Origin of the sequence: Mycobacterium sp. (assembly GCF_036273375.1) — a bacterium.
In the GTDB taxonomy this organism is placed as follows: Bacteria; Actinomycetota; Actinomycetes; order Mycobacteriales; family Mycobacteriaceae; genus Mycobacterium.
The window spans coordinates 17,987-33,771 of sequence record NZ_DASUHS010000059.1 but is presented as its reverse complement, the minus strand read 5'-3'; the positions used below and the strand labels follow the sequence as shown (position 1 = coordinate 33,771).

The window sequence follows — 15,785 nt, the reverse complement described above, 5'->3', positions numbered from 1 at the left end:
TCGTGGTGGGCGCTAGGCGTCCGCACGTGTTTCGATGAGGCGGTACAGGTTTGGCTCGGCGAGCTCGTCGAGCAGCGCCGCCAGCTGATCGACGAGCTGGTCCGGTTCGAGTTGGACGTCACCGGCCAGCCAGGCGCTGATGGTTTGTCCGACGCCGCCGACCACGAAATGCGCGGCGGCCTTGATGCGTTCGTTCGCCGGGACCTGTAGCGCCCGGCCGACGTGCTGACCGGACAGCATGGCGAACAGCGCGCTGGACTCGGCGCGTTTGCGCACGATCACCGGATCGGCCAGCTGCGTGCTGAACAGCAGCCGTCCCACGCGGGGGTCTTCGGTGATAGTGCGCACGATGTTGGCCATGCCGGCGCGGGTTTGCTCGTCGGCCGGCACCGCGGCGACCGCCGCCTGGGTGGTCGCGGCCAGCTCGGCGACAACCCAGTCGAACACGCGGGCCACGAACTCGTCCTTATCGGCGAAACTCTCGTAGAAATACCTGGCGGCCAGGCCGGCGCTGCGGCACACGCCGCGGACGGTGACCGCCGAGATGTTCTGCCGCTCCGCCCCAAGCAGGTCCAGGCCCGCGGCGAGCAGCCGGTTACGGCGGGTGGCCAGGCGCTGGGCGGCCTCGACCCCGCGATACGGCCGTGCGCTCTCGCTCATGAAAACCATCTTGACACTAACGCCCGGCCACGACAAAATCAGGAAACAAGCGTTCGCACATTAGCGAACCTGCGCTGCGGGAGGACCTGACGATGGCGATTCACGAGCCGGTGCACCAGTCGGTTGGGCACGTCGAGCGCAGAGTCACCGACCCGCCCCGCGCGCAGCGGCGCAGGCAGGGGCGGACGATGGGTGTCGACGAAGGCTTGATGGGTGTGGCACTGCTGGCCGGCGCGGCGAACGTGATCATGCAATTGGCGCAGCCTGGCGTCGGATACGGCGTGATGGAGAGCCGCGTCGAAAGCGGTCGGGTCGACTTGCATCCCATCAAGCGCGCCCGCACGACCTTCACCTACCTGGCCGTGGCGACCAACGGCAGCGATGCCCAGAAGGACGCGTTCCGCCGGGCCGTGAATCGTGCCCACGCACAGGTGTACTCGACCGCGGAAAGCCCGGTGTCCTACAACGCCTTCGATCCCACGTTGCAGTTGTGGGTGGGGGCCTGTCTGTACAAGGGCGGCGTCGACATCTACCGCATGTTCATCGGTGAACTCGATGGCGAGGATGCCGACCGTCACTATCGCGAGGGCATGACACTGGCCACCACTTTGCAGGTGCCGCCGGAGATGTGGCCCCCCGACCGTGCGGCGTTCGACCAGTACTGGGAAGAGTCGCTGGCCAAGGTGCACATCGACGACGCCGTGCGTGAATACCTGTTTCCCATTGCGGCCAACCGCATTCGGGGCGTGACACTGCCGCGTCGGCTGCAGCGCCTCTCCGACAACTTCGCGCTGCTGATCACCACGGGCTTCTTGCCGCAGCGGTTCCGTGACGAGATGCGGCTGCCCTGGGACGCAACCAAGCAACGCCGCTTCGACAGGCTGATCGCCGTACTGGCGACGGTAAACCGGTATCTACCGCGGTTCGTCCGGCAGTTTCCCTTCAACGTCTTGCTGCACGATGTGGACCGCAGGATCAAAAAGGGCCGTCCGCTCGTGTAGTGCTGTGGGAGGGGTGGTCCGCATCAGTTGAAAACGATAATCACATTCATTAGGCTCCTCAGTCTGGTAACCCTTCCAGCCTGAGGAGTGCCTATGACGGCGCCAATTTGGATGGCCTCGCCGCCCGAACTGCATTCCGCGCTGCTCAGCAGCGGCCCCGGACCCGGGCCATTGCTGGCCGCGGCCGGTGCCTGGTCGCAACTGAGCGCCGAATATGCCTCTGCCGCGGAGGAATTGAGCACATGGCTGGCGGGAGTCCAGGCCGGGGCATGGCAGGGACCCACGAGCGAGTCCTACGCGGTCGCGCACGCACCGTACCTGGCCTGGTTGACGAAATCGAGCGCCGACAGCGCCACGGCCGCCAGTCAACACGAGGTGGCTGCGGCGGCCTACACCGCAGCCTTGACCGCCATGCCCACACTGCCGGAACTGGCTACCAACCACATCGTGCACGGGGCCCTGGTGGCGACGAATTTCTTCGGAGTCAACACGGTTCCCATCGCGGTCAACGAGGCCGACTATGCGCGAATGTGGACTCAGGCGGCCACCACCATGTCCACCTATCAAGCGGTGTCCACCGCGGCCGTCGCGTCGACACCGCAACCCGATCCGGCCCCACCCATCGTGAAATCCGACGCCTCAGGCGATGATTCATCAGATCCGGCCCACGACCCGACAATTGACAATCCGCTCAACGACTTCATCGCGAAGATCCTGAAAAACTTCGGGATCAACTGGGACCCCGCCCAGGGCACGGTGAACGGGCTGGATTACGACGCCTACACCAACGCCGGGCAACCCATCTTCTGGGTGGTGCGCGCCCTGGAACTGCTGGAGGATTTCGAGCAGTTCGGCTATTACCTGGTGCACAACCCGGCATTGGCCTTCCAGTATCTGGTCCAGCTCGCGCTGTTCGACTGGCCGACACACATCCTCGAGATCTTCACCAGCATGCCGGAGTTGTTGGCGCCCGCGCTCCTCCTCGCGGCCGCTCCCTTCGGCGCCATCGGCGGCTTCACCGCGTTGGCCGGCTTGGCGGGCGCGCCCCTCCCCGCGGTCGTCCCGGCGCCCGTGCCGGTCCCCGCACCGTCGCCCCCCGCCTTGCCCGTCGTCGCCACGGCCCCGAGCCCCGTCGCACCGGCCGCGGCACCTGTCTCGGCACCGGCGCCCGCGCCCACCCCCACAACGAGCACCGTGACCAGCGCGCCACCGGGACCGCCGGCTCCGGCTGCCCCCGGGCCGGGGTTCTTCCCTCCCTACGTCATCGGCCCCCCGGGGATGGGCACGGGCTCGGGCATGAGCGCGGGCGCCAGCTCCAGCGCGAAAAGGAAAGCACCGGAACCGGATAGCGCCGCGGCGGCGGCGGACGCTACCGCGCGAGGAGCCACCCGCGCGCGCCGGCGCCGGCGCGCGACACAGCCCGGACCCGAGTTCATGGATATGAACGTCGATGTCGACCCCGACTGGGACGCCTCGCTGGCGTCGGACCGGGGCGCGGGCACATTGGGGTTCGCCGGGACCGCCCGCCGGGATGCGGCCGCCGCGGCGGCCGGGTTGACCACCCTGGCCGGTAATGAGTTCGGCGGCGGCCCAACGTTGCCGATGATGCCGGGTACCTGGAGCCCGGACGGCTCCGGCGATCGGTCGCCGCGCGGCGATGAAGTTGACAACTAACATCTGGGACGACCGGTTGGCCGTTGCGACCTCGTCGAATGGTCCCGAAATTCCGAGCTGGTGCGCGCTGAGATAATGACGCGGTGCAGACGCTGAGGTCCGGGCGCAGGATGCGCGTCGGGTCGATGGAAGTGCTGGTGGCCCTTCTGTTGGCCTGCGCGTTGGCCGCGACGACCCTGCGCAACGCGGTCTTCAACAGCGCGGCGCTGTCGACGGTGGGCACCGTGTTCTGCGGAGTCTTCGTGCAGGCGATTCCGTTCCTGGTGCTCGGGGTCGTGGTCAGCGGACTGATCGCGGTGTTCGTGTCGCCGCAGCGGTTGGCGAGTTGGTTGCCACGGCGGCCGGCGTTGGCGGTGGTGGCGGCCGGCGTCGGTGGCGTCGCGCTACCGGGGTGTGAGTGTGGGTCAGTTCCGTTGGCGCGGCGGCTGTTCGGCGCAGGCGGGGCGACCGGAGCCGCCGCGTTGACGTTCATGCTGGCCGCCCCGGCGATCAACCCGGTCGTCCTGGTCGCCACGGCGGTAGCGTTTCCGGGCGAGCCCCGGATGGTCTTCGCCCGCATGGGGGCGTCGCTGCTGACCGCGGTCGTCATGGGCTGGGCGTGGTCGCGGTGGGGCCGTGCGGAATGGATCACCCGCCGGCTGCCCGCCGCGGGAACCCAGGCCGAATCGCGTTGGGTGGCCTTCACCGAGGCAGCCCGTCACGACTTCTTGCAGGCCGCATCGTATTTGGTGCTCGGCGCGGCCGCGGCGGCAGTGCTTCATGTCGCGGTGCCGCAGTGGGTATTTACGCATTTGGCGACCGACCTGGTGCTCGGGGTCGCGCTGATGGCGGCCCTGGCGGTGGTGCTCGCGTTGTGTTCGGAGGCCGACGCGTTCGTGGCCGCCAGCATGACGATGGTGCCGTTGTTGCCCCGGCTCGTATTTCTGGTCGTCGGGCCGGCCGTCGATGTCAAGTTGTTCGCCATGCAGGCGGGTATGTTCGGCCGGGCGTTCGCCGCACGCTTTGCGCCCTGCACTTTCCTGGTGGCCACCGCGAGTGCCTGCGCGATCGGGCTTTTCGTCCTGGGGGCCCGGTAATGAGCCGCGAAGCCGAGAACACCGTGTTGCTCCTGGTGGGCATCAGCATCGCGATGATCACCGGGTCGGGTGTGTTCACCCGCTACGTCAAACCCGGGCTGTTGCCGTGGCTGGCCGTATCAGCGGTGGTACTCATCGGTTTGGCGCTGGTGGCGATCATCGGTGACATTCGTCGCGGCGGACCCCGGACCAGTGATGCGGCCGATGACCACGGCCACGAGCATTCCCATCGGCCCGGCATCGCCTGGTTGCTGGTGGTCGCGGTCCTGGTGCTGATGTTCGTGGCGCCACCGGCGCTGCGTCCCTCGGCCGCCGCCCCGTCGGTGACGTCGGTATCCAATGATGTTCTGAACAAAGCCTTTCCACCGCTGCCACCCGGAACGGCACCGGAGGTCTCGCTCCCCGAGGTGCTGATGCGCGAAGCGCACGACTCATCCGGATCATTGACGAACCGGTCGATCACCGTGACCGGCTTCGTACTCGACGAGGCGCAGGGCGTCGACCTCGGTCGCATCGTCATCATCTGCTGTGCGGCCGACGCCCAGCTGGCCCGCATCCACCTGCGCGGTCCGGCCGCCGGGGGTGCGGCCGGCCTGCCGGACAACACCTGGCTTCGGGTTCAGGGCCAGGTCATACCCGCACCGCGACAACCGAATTCGCCGGCGATTCCGATACTGCAGGCCACCGCGGTCACCCGCATCGACGCGCCGCCCAACCCCTATGCCTACCCGCGTTGACAGGACGAACCGTTCGACGACCGGCATGAGTGCGGGGACCATCCAGAAGCCGCCGACAACGCGGCCCGGCTGCGGGATGTTCGTGACCCGATCGACTCGCGCCCGTTTGCGCGGCACCGAGTGGCAAACGCCGCAGGTGCCGGCACTTATCCACCTTGTCGTCATTACCGTTGCGCGCCACCGGAAGAGGTGTGTCGGTGGCGCGGCGTACTGTGGGTTGGGTGCGTAGCGAAGGCGATACCTGGGACATCACCACGAGCGTGGGTTCGACCGCGTTGTTCGTGGCAGCAGCGCGGGCATTGGAGGCGCAAAAGCCCGACCCGTTGGCCGTGGATCCATACGCGGAAGTCTTCTGCCGCGCCGTGGGCGGCTCGTGGGCGGACGTCCTCGACGGCAAGGAACCCGACCACCAGCTCAAGACGGCCGACTTCGGCGAGAATTTCGTCACCTTCCAGGGTGCCCGCACCAAGTTTTTCGACGAATATTTCCGTCGTGCTGCGGACACGGGGGTGCGTCAGGTGGTCGTCCTGGCGGCGGGCCTGGACTCGCGCGCCTACCGCTTGGACTGGCCGGCCGCAACGACGATCTTCGAGCTCGACCAGCCGCAAGTGCTCGACTTCAAGCGAGAGGTGCTCACCGGCGCCGGCGCCCAGCCGCGTGCCGAGCGTCGTGAGATCGCCATCGACCTGCGCGAAGACTGGCCGCAAGCCCTGCGCGACAGCGGGTTTGACCCCGACAAGCCGTCGGCATGGATCGCCGAGGGCCTGTTGATCTACCTCCCGGCCACGGCCGAGGAGCAGCTGTTTACCGGCATCGACGGCCTGGCCGGCCACGGCAGCCACGTCGCCGTCGAGGACGGCGCCCCGATGAAGCCCGAGGACTTCGAAGCCGCAGTATCAGAAGAACGCGCGGCCACCGCGCAGGGCGACGGGCGGGTGTTCTTCCAGCTGGTCTACAACGAGCGGCATGCGCCGGCCACCGAGTGGTTCGGCAAGCACGGCTGGAATGCGGTCGGCACTCCGTTGGCCGACTACCTTCGGCAGGTCGGCCGTCCGGTGCCCGGACCGGAAACAGAGGCCGGCCCGATGATCGCGCGCAACACCCTGGTGAGCGCCGTCAAGTCCTGACTCGCCGCGGTCGGGTTTTCATGAGTTTTCGATGAGTTGACCTCGCGCCGGAACTTTCGCGCGCCGCCCTGCGACTACTAACGGGCTGATCGATGCGCCGCCTCACAGCCCGGGCGGCGTCGGTTTCAGCCGGCGAGGAGTCCGGAGGATGACCGCACCGGTGTGGATGGCGTTGCCGCCGGAGGTTCATTCGGCGCAGCTGAGCAGTGGTCCTGGGCCGGCCGGCCTGCTGGCCGCCGCGGCCGCTTGGAGCTCGCTGAGCACTACCTACGCGTCGGCGGCCGACGAGCTTTCCGCGACCCTGGCCGCGGTGCAGGCCGGAGCGTGGGAGGGCCCCACCGCCGAGCGATACGCGACCGCCCACGTGCCCTATCTGGCGTGGTTGATGCGGGCCGGCGCCAACAGTGCGGTTGCCGCGGCCAGGCACGAGACCGCGGCCACGGCCTACACCGCGGCGCTGGCCGCCATGCCGACGCTGCCGGAATTGGCCGCCAACCACGCCGTCCATGGCGTGCTGGTGGCGACAAATTTCTTCGGCGTCAACACGATTCCGATCACACTCAATGAGGCGGATTACGCGCGGATGTGGGTCCAGGCGGCCACCACGATGACGACCTATCAGGCGGTCTCGGCCGCGGCGGTGGCATCGGCGCCGCAGACCGATCCGGCACCAATGATCGTGAACGCCAGCGACAGCAGCGGGGAAGACGACGACGACACCGGCATCGTCGACAATGACGGCGGCGACCCGACGCAGCTGAGCTGGTGGGTAAACCGCTTCCTCGAAATTTTCCAGACCATAGGAAAAGATTTGGCGGAATTTCCTGAGGACCCGGCCGACGCATTAGAGGATTTGCTTGAAGATATTTTCGGCCCGGCCGGACTCATTGCAGACGAGTTCACCCACCTCGGGGAGGCCCTTCAGACTTTTCCCCAGCTCGCGGCCATTCCGCTCATCGTGCCGGGTGCATTTGCGGGGGGCGTAGCAGGCTTGAGTCTGGTGGCCGGGATCCAGCCAGCCCCAGCCCTGGCTCCCGTCGCCGCGCCGGAACCGGTGGCCCCGGCACCCAGTGCGCCGGCCGTCAGCAGCGCTCCGGTCGTCGTGAGCGCCGCCCCGGCCGCGGCGCCGGCGCCGCCTTCTACCCCGACGTCGGCCCCGTCGCCCGCGCCGGCCGCTGCCCCTGCCACCGCAGCGCCACCGCCGCCGCCCGTGACCGGCGGCGAGGCGGTCGCCTTCCCCTACCTGGTCGGTGGGCCCGGTATCGGCACCGACTCAGGCATGGGCAGCGGCGCACAGCGCAAGGCGTCCGAGCCGCGTTCCGCCCCGGCGGCCGCACCGGCCGCGGCATCGGCGTCCGACAGACAGCGGGCGCGGCGGCAACGTCGGGAGACGATGAAGGATCACTACCGCGGCTACGAGTACGTGGATTTGGAACCGGATGATGGGCCGATACCCGATCCGGGCTCGTCGGTGGCATCGGATCGCGGCGCGGGGTCACTGGGTTTTGCCGGAACGGCGCCGGTGGGTAACGCCGAGGCGACCGGGCTGACGACGCTGGCCGGCGACGAGTTCGGAAACGGACCCTCGGCGCCGATGTTGCCGGGCAACTGGGACGGCGATTAACGGGGAACTTTTTCGGCCTGCCAGCCGACTACTGGCTGCGTGATCGTTCCGCGGCGACCGGTCGGGGCGGTCGTCGAGCTCACCCGATCGTCAAGGAGTCGTTGCTATGACCGCGCCGCTGCGGACGGTGTCATCCCTGATCCGCTCGGCCGTTGGCGGACGCTCCGGGGTGCGCGAGCCGAGTTGATAATGAAAATGGTTTTCATTAAGGTAAACCCTTGCTGTGGGACCGCCCAACGTGCGGCTGTGAGTATGCCGAAAATGCGGGGAATCCGCCCCGGAAACATCCTCAACAGCGGTAAAAGAAGGACAGTGCAGTGGTGAGTCGGACGGACCCAAACGCCTCGACAGTTAGCTTATGCAATGCTAACTTCAGGCGGGTTAGGTTAGGGGAGACTACATACATGAAAAGACGTGGCCGTGGAACTCGGTGACACCGGCATGCTCACAGCTCAGCCGGTTAATTCGCGGGTTGACGAGGACGTCGTCAGCCGGTTCGCCACATGCTGCCGCGCGCTGGGAATCGTCGTCTACGAACGCCAGCGTCCTGCCGATCTGGCCGCCGCGCGCTCCGGCTTCACCGGGCTGACCCGCATCGCCCATGACCAGTGCGACGCGTGGACGGGCCTGGCGGCTGCCGGCGATGTGTCCCTGCGGGTGCTCGAGGCGGTATCGCGCAACGTCGCCACCGTGGGCACGCTGCAGCGCCAGGTCCATCTGGCGCCCGGCTCGCTGGGCTTCCGCTACGACACCGGACTGTATCTGCAGTTTCGCGCCACGACGCCCGACGACTTCCATCTCGCCTACGCGGCCTCCCTGGCAACGGCGGGACGATTTGCTGACGCCGACGAGATCGTCGCCGGCCTCACCGCCGGCCGCCCAAACTGGCGCGAGGCCCGCTGGGTGTCCGTCGTCATCAACTACCGCGCCGAGCGCTGGTCGGACGTCGTCAAGCTGCTGACCCCGATCGTCAACGACGCGGATCTCGATGAGGCGTTCTCGCACGCCGCCAAGATCGCCCTGGGCACCGCGTTGGCCCGGCTGGGCATGTTCGCCCCGTCGCTGTCGTATCTGGAGGAGCCCGACGGTCCCGTCGCGGTGGCCGCCGTCGACGGCGCGCTGGCCAAGGCGCTGGTGCTGCGCGCGCATGTGGACGAGGACTCGGCGAGCGAGGTGCTGCAGGATCTGTACGCCGCGCATCCCGAGAACGAGCAAGTCGAACAGGCGCTGACCGACACCAGTTTCGGCATTGTGACCACCACGGCGGCCCGCATCGACGCCCGTACCGATCCGTGGGACCGCGAAACCGAGCCCAGCGCCGAGAATTTCGTCGACCCCGCAGCGCATGAACGCAAAGCCGTGCTGCTGCACGAGGCCGAGCGTCAGCTCGCCGAATTCATCGGGCTCGATGAGGTCAAGAACCAGGTATCGCGGCTGAAGAGTTCGGTCGCCATGGAACTGGTCCGCAAGCAGCGTGGCCTCGCGGTCGCGCAGCGCGCCCACCACCTGGTTTTCGCCGGCCCGCCCGGAACCGGTAAGACCACCATCGCCCGCGTGGTTGCCAAGATCTATTGTGGCCTTGGGCTTTTGAAGCGGGAAAACATTCGAGAGGTGCACCGCGCCGACCTCATCGGCCAGCACATCGGTGAGACCGAGGCCAAGACGAACGCGATCATCGACAGCGCGCTCGACGGCGTGCTGTTCCTCGACGAGGCCTACGCGCTGGTTGCCACCGGCGCCAAGAACGACTTCGGACTGGTGGCCATCGATACCCTGCTGGCGCGGATGGAGAACGACCGCGACCGCCTGGTGGTCATCATTGCCGGATACCGCGCCGACCTGGACAAGTTCCTGGATACCAACGAGGGCTTGCGTTCTCGATTCACCCGCAACATCGACTTCCCTTCCTATGCACCGTCGGAGCTGGTCGAGATCGCGAACACCATGGCCGAACAGCGCGACAGCATCTTCGAACAGTCCGCGCTCGAACACATGGAAGCGTTGTTCACCAAGCTGGCATCCGAGTCGACTCCGGATGCCAACGGAATCTCGCGACGCAACCTGGACATCGCCGGTAACGGTCGATTCGTCCGAAACATCGTCGAACGCTCCGAAGAAGAACGAGAGTTCCGGCTCGACCACTCGGAACACGCAGGCACCGGCGAATTCAGTGACGAGGAGTTGATGACGATCACCGACGACGACGTCGAACGGTCGGTAGAGCCGCTGCTGCGCGGCCTTGGCCTGTCGGTGCCGGCATGAGCAACGAGTCCGACGAACGCCGGTCGTTCACCTCTCGCACGCCCGTCAACGACAACCCCGACCAAGTCGAGTATCGCCGCGGTTTCGTCACCCGCCACCAAGTCACTGGCTGGCGGTTCGTGATGCGCCGGATCGCCTCCGGTATCGCCCTGCACGACACCAGGATGCTGGTCGACCCGCTGCGCACGCAGTCGCGCGCGGTGGCCATGGGGGCGGTCCTTCTGGTCACCGGCTTGGCGGGTTGCTTCGTGTTCTCCCTGATCCGGCCCAGCGGCACGGTGGGCACCAACGCCGTACTGGCCGACCGGTCGAGCGCCGCGCTGTATGTCCGAGTCGGCGACGACCTGCATCCGGTGCTCAACTTGACCTCCGCCCGGCTGATCACCGGCCATGCGGTCGATCCCACCATGGTGAAAAGCAGTGAGCTGGACCGCTTTCCGCGCGGCAACCTGATCGGCATCCCGGGCGCGCCGGAGCGCATGGTGCAAAACCCCTCGCACGACGCGAACTGGACGGTGTGCGACTCGGTCAGTGAGCCGGCCCAAGGTGGGCATGCCGCCCACAGCGCCGGGGTCACGGTGATCGCGGGCCGGCCGGACAGCAGCGGTGCGCGCGCGGCGACGCTCCCGTCCCGGCAGGCGATCCTCGTCGACAGGGACGGCAGCACATGGTTGCTGTGGGACGGCAGGCGTTCGCAGATCAACCTGACCGACCACGCGATCACGAACGCACTTGGCTTGGGGCAGAACAACTCCGAGGTGCCCGCGCCCCGGCCCATCGCGCTGGGCCTGTTCAACGCGATACCCGAGGGACCGCCGCTGACGGCGCCGGGCATCCCGAACGGCGGTGCCCCGGCGCCGTTCAGCGTGCCCGCACCGATCGGCGCCGTGGTGGTCTCCTACGCCCTGGATCAGAGCTCCTCGGGCGCGCCGCGCTACTACGCGGTCATGCCCGATGGCCTGCAGCAGATCTCGCCGGTGCTCGCCGCGGTCCTGCGCAACACCAATTCCTATGGGCTGGACCAACCGCCGCGGCTCGGTGCCGACGCGGTGGCCAAGCTGCCCGTGTCGCGGATGCTGGACACCGCGCGGTATCCGGATCAACAGGTCAGCCTGGTCGACGCCGCCAAATCCCCTGTCACATGCGCCTATTGGAGCAAGCCGGCCGGGGCCGCGACCAGCTCGCTGAACCTGATGTCCGGCTCCGCGCTGCCGATTGCCGAATCGATCCGCACCGTCGACCTGGTGGGCGGCGGCGCGGCGACAACCGCCACCCGCGTCGCCTTAGCGCCGGGCAGCGGCTACTTCACCCAGACCGTCGGCGGCGGCCCGGACTCACCGGGCACCGGGTCGTTGTTCTGGGTCTCTGACACCGGTGTCCGCTACGGCATCGACAACGAGGCCGAGCACTCGGCCGCCGGGCACGGCAAAACGGTTGAGGCGCTGGGCCTTGGCGGGTCGCCGGTCCCCGTCCCGTGGTCGGTGCTGTCGCTGTTCGCCAATGGTCCGACGTTATCGCGCGCCGACGCGCTGCTGGCACATGACGGGCTGACACCCGATCAGAAGCCCGGTCGTGTGGCATCTGCCGAGGGAGCCCCCCGATGAGCCGACTGATTTTCGAAGCGCGCCGCCGGCTGGCGCCGCCGGTGACCCGCAAGGGCACCATCGCCATCGAGGCGCCGCCCGAGTTGCCCCGGGTGATTCCGCCGTCGTTCCTGCGCCGGGCGATGCCCTATGTGCTGGTGATCCTGATCGTCGGCATGGTCGTCGCCCTGTTCGCCACCGGGATGCGGTTGATCTCGCCGCAGACGTTGTTCTTCCCGTTCGTGCTATTGCTCGCCGCGACCGCGATGTATCGGGGCAACGACAACAAGACCCGCACCGAGGAGGTCGACGCCGAACGCGCCGACTACCTGCGCTACCTCTCGGTGGTCCGGGATAACATCCGCACCCAGGCCACCGCGCAGCGCGCCGCCGCGCAGTGGTCCCACCCGGAGCCGGCCGCGCTGGCGGCCGTGCCGGGGTCCCGCCGCCAATGGGAGCGCGACCCTCACGATCCCGACTTCCTGGTGCTGCGGGCCGGCCGCCATCACGTACCACTGGCCACCGCGTTGCGGGTCAACGACACCGCGGCCGAAATCGACCTGGAGCCGGTGTCGCACAGCGCATTACGCAGCCTGCTCGACACCCATCGCACCGTGCGCGATGTGCCGACCGGAATCGACCTGGCCAAAGTCTCCCGGATCACCGTGCTGGGCGCGGAAGACAAGGTGCGGGCCGCGCTGCGCGCCTGGATGGCTCAGGCGGTGACCTGGCATGACCCGACCGTGCTCGGGGTAGCGCTGGTCACCCCGAATCTGGAGAGCCCGGACTGGTCCTGGCTGAAGTGGTTGCCGCACATCGATGTTCCCGGTGAGGTCGACGGCGTCGGTCCCGCCCGCTTCATGTTCACCAACGCCGACGACTTGGTCGCGAGCCTGGGTTCGGCCCTCGTTGACCGCCCGGCGTTCACCGGTGAGCCCGCCGATGCGCTGCGCCACCTGCTGATCGTCATCGACGACCCCGACTACGACCTGAGCGCGTCGACGCTGGCGCTGGGCCGGGAAGGCGTCACCGTCGTGCACCGCAGCGCCACGGCGCCGAACCGTGAGCAGTATTCGGATCCGGAAAAGCCGATCCTGCGCGTCAGCGGGGGGGACGGCGGGGGTAGCCGTTCCGGCACCATCGAGCGCTGGCAGACCGGTGGTTGGCAGCCCTATATCGACTACGCCGACCAATTGGGTGCCGACGCCGTGGCGCACCTGGCGCGCCAGTTGTCGCGTTGGGACTCCAACCCAACCCACACCGGGCTGCGCTCGGCGGCCACCCGCGGTGCCACGTTCACCACGATGCTGGGCATTCCGGATGCCTCCCAACTGGACGTGCCCACGCTGTGGGCGCCGCGCCGCCGCGAAGACGAGTTGCGCGTTCCGATCGGGGTCACCGCGACCGGTGAGCCGTTGATGTTCGACCTCAAGGACGAAGCCGAGGGCGGGATGGGCCCGCACGGGCTGATGATCGGTATGACGGGCTCGGGTAAGTCCCAGACCCTGATGTCGATCCTTTTGTCGCTGTTGACGACTCATTCGGCGGATCGGTTGATCGTCATCTACGCCGACTTCAAGGGTGAGGCCGGCGCCGACAGCTTCCGCCATTTCCCGCAAGTCGTCGCCGTCATCTCCAACATGGCCGAGAAGAAGTCGCTGGCCGACCGATTCGCCGACACGTTGCGCGGGGAGGTGGCCCGCCGGGAGACGTTGCTGCGTGAGGCCGGCCGTCGGGTGCAGGGCAGCGCGTTCAACTCGGTGGTGGAGTACGAGGCCGCCATCGCTGCCGGAAACGACCTGCCGCCCATCCCAACGCTGTTCGTGGTCGCCGACGAGTTCACCTTGATGCTGGCCGACCACCCCGAATACGCGGAGTTGTTCGATTATGTTGCGCGTAAAGGCCGCTCGTTCCGTATCCACATCCTGTTCGCGTCGCAGACGCTGGATGTCGGCAAGATCAAGGACATCGACAAGAACACCTCCTACCGCATCGGTCTGAAGGTGGCCAGCCCCAGCGTGTCTCGTCAGATCATCGGTGTCGAGGATGCCTACCACATCGAATCCGGCAAGGAGCACAAGGGCGTGGGCTTCTTGGTGCCCGCCCCCGGTGCGACGCCGATCAAGTTCCGCAGCACCTATGTCGACGGCATCTACGACCCACCGGTGAAGGCCAAATCCTTTGTGGTGTCTTCTATCCCGGAGCCGAAGCTCTTTACTGCCGGGCGGGTCGAACCGGATCAGGACACAGTGATCAGCGCCCCGGAGGAAGACGAATTGATTGGGCCACCGCGCAAGCTGATCGCCACCATCGGCGATCAGCTGGCCGGCTACGGCCCGCGGGCGCCGCAGTTGTGGCTGCCGCCGCTGGACGAGCCGATCCCGTTGACCGCCATGCTGGCCCGCGCCGGCGTGCCGCCCCGGCAGTGGCAGTGGCCGCTCGGCGAGATCGACAAGCCGTTCGAGATGCGCCGCGACCCACTGGTGTTCGGCGCGGCCTCGTCGGCTGGGAACATGGTCATCCACGGCGGCCCGAAATCGGGCAAGTCGACCGCGCTGCAGACGTTCATCCTGTCCGCGGCCAACCTGCACTCGCCGCGCGAGGTCACCTTCTACTGCCTGGATTACGGCGGCGGCAAGCTGCGGGCGCTCGAAGACCTGGCGCACGTCGGCAGCGTGGCATCGGCGCTGGAGCCCGAACGCATCCGGCGCACCTTCGGCGAACTCGAACAGCTGCTGCTGTCGCGGCAGCGGCGAGAGGCGTTCCGGGACTCCCGCGGTGCCGCCCCCGATGACGGGTTCGGAGAAGTGTTCCTGGTCATCGACAACCTCTACGCGTTTGGTCGGGACAACACCGACCAGTTCAACACCCGAAACCCGTTGCTGGCCAGGGTCAGCGAGCTGGTCAACATCGGCCTCGCCTATGGCATCCACGTCGTCATCACCACCCCCAGCTGGCTGGAGGTGCCGCTGGCCATGCGCGACGGCCTCGGATTGCGGCTCGAACTCAAGCTGCACGATTCGCGCGACAGCAATGTGCGGGTGTTCGGCGCCCTGCGTCGGCCCGCCGAAGCGGTGCCGCACGATCAGCCCGGACGCGGATTGACCATGGCCGCAGAGCATTTCCTGTTCGCAGACCCCGAACTAGACCAGGTGGCCGCGCTCAATGCGCGCTACCCGGGCCTGACCGCACCGCCGGTGCGGTTGCTGCCGACCAACCTCGTACCGGAGTCGGTCGGGTCGTTGTATCGCGGGCCGGAGCAGGTCGTCATCGGCCAGCGCGAGGAAGATCTCGCGCCGGTGGTGGTCAACTTCGCCGAGAACCCCCTGCTGATGGTGTTCGGCGACAGCAAGTCTGGAAAGACTACGCTGCTGCGCCACGTCATTCGCACCGTGCGCGAGCACTCCACGCCCGATGAGGTGGCCTTCTCGGTGCTGGATCGCCGGCTGCACCTGGTCGACGAGCCGCTGTTCGCCGACAACGAGTACACCGCCAACATCGACCGGATCACCCCGGCAATGCTGGGCCTGGCCAATCTCATCGAATCGCGGCGCCCGCCGGCCGGCGTGTCACCCAGAGAGCTGGCCCACTGGCGCTACGCCGGCCACACCCACTATCTGATCATCGACGACGTCGACCAGATACCGGATTCGCCGGCGATGAGCGGCCCCTACGTCGGGCAGCGGCCGTGGACACCGTTGATCGGATTGCTTTCGCAGGCGGCCGATCTGGGGCTGCGGGTGATCGTCACCGCACGTGCCACCGGTTCGGGGCACGCCTTGATGACCAACCCGCTGCTGCGCCGGTTCAACGACTTGCAGGCGACCACGTTGATGCTGGCGGGCAACCCGCAGGACAGCGGCAAGATCCGCGGTCAGCGATTCGGCCGGTTGCCTGCCGGGCGGGCGATCCTGTTGGGCGACAGCGACGCTCCGACATACGTGCAGTTGGTCAACCCGTTGATCGGGGAGTCGGTGATAGAGGGCGCCAACGAAGGTTTCGCCCACTGATGTTTTCGCAAGTCGGTAGAGAAGGACTAGG

The 15,785-nt window shown here is 67.6% G+C and carries 10 protein-coding genes; 9 read left to right on the top strand and 1 reads right to left on the bottom strand.

Going from position 1 to position 15,785, the window contains the following annotated elements; all coding sequences use genetic code 11:
- Positions 1–12: 12 nt before the first annotated feature.
- A complete protein-coding gene (locus tag VFW69_RS05480; protein WP_526498951.1) occupies positions 13–660 on the bottom strand; it encodes a TetR/AcrR family transcriptional regulator in 648 nt (215 codons plus the stop codon).
- Between the two features lie 92 nt (positions 661–752).
- Here VFW69_RS05480 and VFW69_RS05475 point away from each other — a divergent pair, with 92 nt between their 5' ends.
- The 9 genes from VFW69_RS05475 to eccCa all read left to right on the top strand — a co-directional run bounded on the left by VFW69_RS05475 (position 753) and on the right by eccCa (position 15,754).
- Positions 753–1,661, top strand: coding sequence for an oxygenase MpaB family protein (locus tag VFW69_RS05475; protein ID WP_526498949.1), 909 nt, complete (start codon positions 753–755; stop codon positions 1,659–1,661).
- 93 nt (positions 1,662–1,754) lie between these two features.
- Positions 1,755–3,335 carry a PPE family protein gene (locus VFW69_RS05470; protein WP_526498947.1) on the top strand — a complete coding sequence of 527 codons (1,581 nt, stop codon included), beginning with the start codon at positions 1,755–1,757 and terminating at the stop codon, positions 3,333–3,335.
- A gap of 110 nt (positions 3,336–3,445) precedes the next feature.
- Positions 3,446–4,411: a permease gene (locus VFW69_RS05465; protein WP_526499066.1), complete on the top strand. Its 966-nt coding sequence runs from the start codon at positions 3,446–3,448 to the stop codon at positions 4,409–4,411.
- Complete coding sequence (locus tag VFW69_RS05460) at positions 4,411–5,148, top strand: TIGR03943 family putative permease subunit (RefSeq protein ID WP_526498945.1); 738 nt, start codon at positions 4,411–4,413, stop codon at positions 5,146–5,148. The genes VFW69_RS05465 and VFW69_RS05460 overlap by 1 nt, the downstream gene beginning before the upstream one ends.
- Before the next feature lie 221 nt (positions 5,149–5,369).
- Complete coding sequence (locus tag VFW69_RS05455) at positions 5,370–6,275, top strand: class I SAM-dependent methyltransferase (RefSeq protein WP_526498943.1); 906 nt, start codon at positions 5,370–5,372, stop codon at positions 6,273–6,275.
- Between the two features lie 148 nt (positions 6,276–6,423).
- Complete coding sequence (locus tag VFW69_RS05450; RefSeq protein WP_526498941.1) at positions 6,424–7,899, top strand: PPE family protein; 1,476 nt, start codon at positions 6,424–6,426, stop codon at positions 7,897–7,899.
- A gap of 420 nt (positions 7,900–8,319) precedes the next feature.
- Complete coding sequence (eccA3, locus tag VFW69_RS05445; protein ID WP_526499064.1) at positions 8,320–10,161, top strand: type VII secretion system ESX-3 AAA family ATPase EccA3; 1,842 nt, start codon at positions 8,320–8,322, stop codon at positions 10,159–10,161.
- Positions 10,158–11,765 carry a type VII secretion protein EccB gene (eccB, locus tag VFW69_RS05440; protein WP_526498939.1) on the top strand — a complete coding sequence of 536 codons (1,608 nt, stop codon included), beginning with the start codon at positions 10,158–10,160 and terminating at the stop codon, positions 11,763–11,765. The genes eccA3 and eccB overlap by 4 nt, the downstream gene beginning before the upstream one ends.
- A complete protein-coding gene (gene eccCa, locus VFW69_RS05435; protein ID WP_526498937.1) occupies positions 11,762–15,754 on the top strand; it encodes a type VII secretion protein EccCa in 3,993 nt (1,330 codons plus the stop codon). The genes eccB and eccCa overlap by 4 nt, the downstream gene beginning before the upstream one ends.
- Positions 15,755–15,785: the final 31 nt, after the last annotated feature.

Coding starts and splice junctions, on each gene's coding strand:
- VFW69_RS05450 (WP_526498941.1), top strand. CDS start 6,424: ATGACCGCACCGGTGTGGATGGCGTTGCCGCCGGAGGTTCATTCGGCG.
- VFW69_RS05475 (WP_526498949.1), top strand. CDS start 753: ATGGCGATTCACGAGCCGGTGCACCAGTCGGTTGGGCACGTCGAGCGC.
- eccB (WP_526498939.1), top strand. CDS start 10,158: ATGAGCAACGAGTCCGACGAACGCCGGTCGTTCACCTCTCGCACGCCC.
- VFW69_RS05470 (WP_526498947.1), top strand. CDS start 1,755: ATGACGGCGCCAATTTGGATGGCCTCGCCGCCCGAACTGCATTCCGCG.
- VFW69_RS05480 (WP_526498951.1), bottom strand. CDS start 660: ATGAGCGAGAGCGCACGGCCGTATCGCGGGGTCGAGGCCGCCCAGCGC.
- VFW69_RS05465 (WP_526499066.1), top strand. CDS start 3,446: ATGCGCGTCGGGTCGATGGAAGTGCTGGTGGCCCTTCTGTTGGCCTGC.
- VFW69_RS05460 (WP_526498945.1), top strand. CDS start 4,411: ATGAGCCGCGAAGCCGAGAACACCGTGTTGCTCCTGGTGGGCATCAGC.
- eccCa (WP_526498937.1), top strand. CDS start 11,762: ATGAGCCGACTGATTTTCGAAGCGCGCCGCCGGCTGGCGCCGCCGGTG.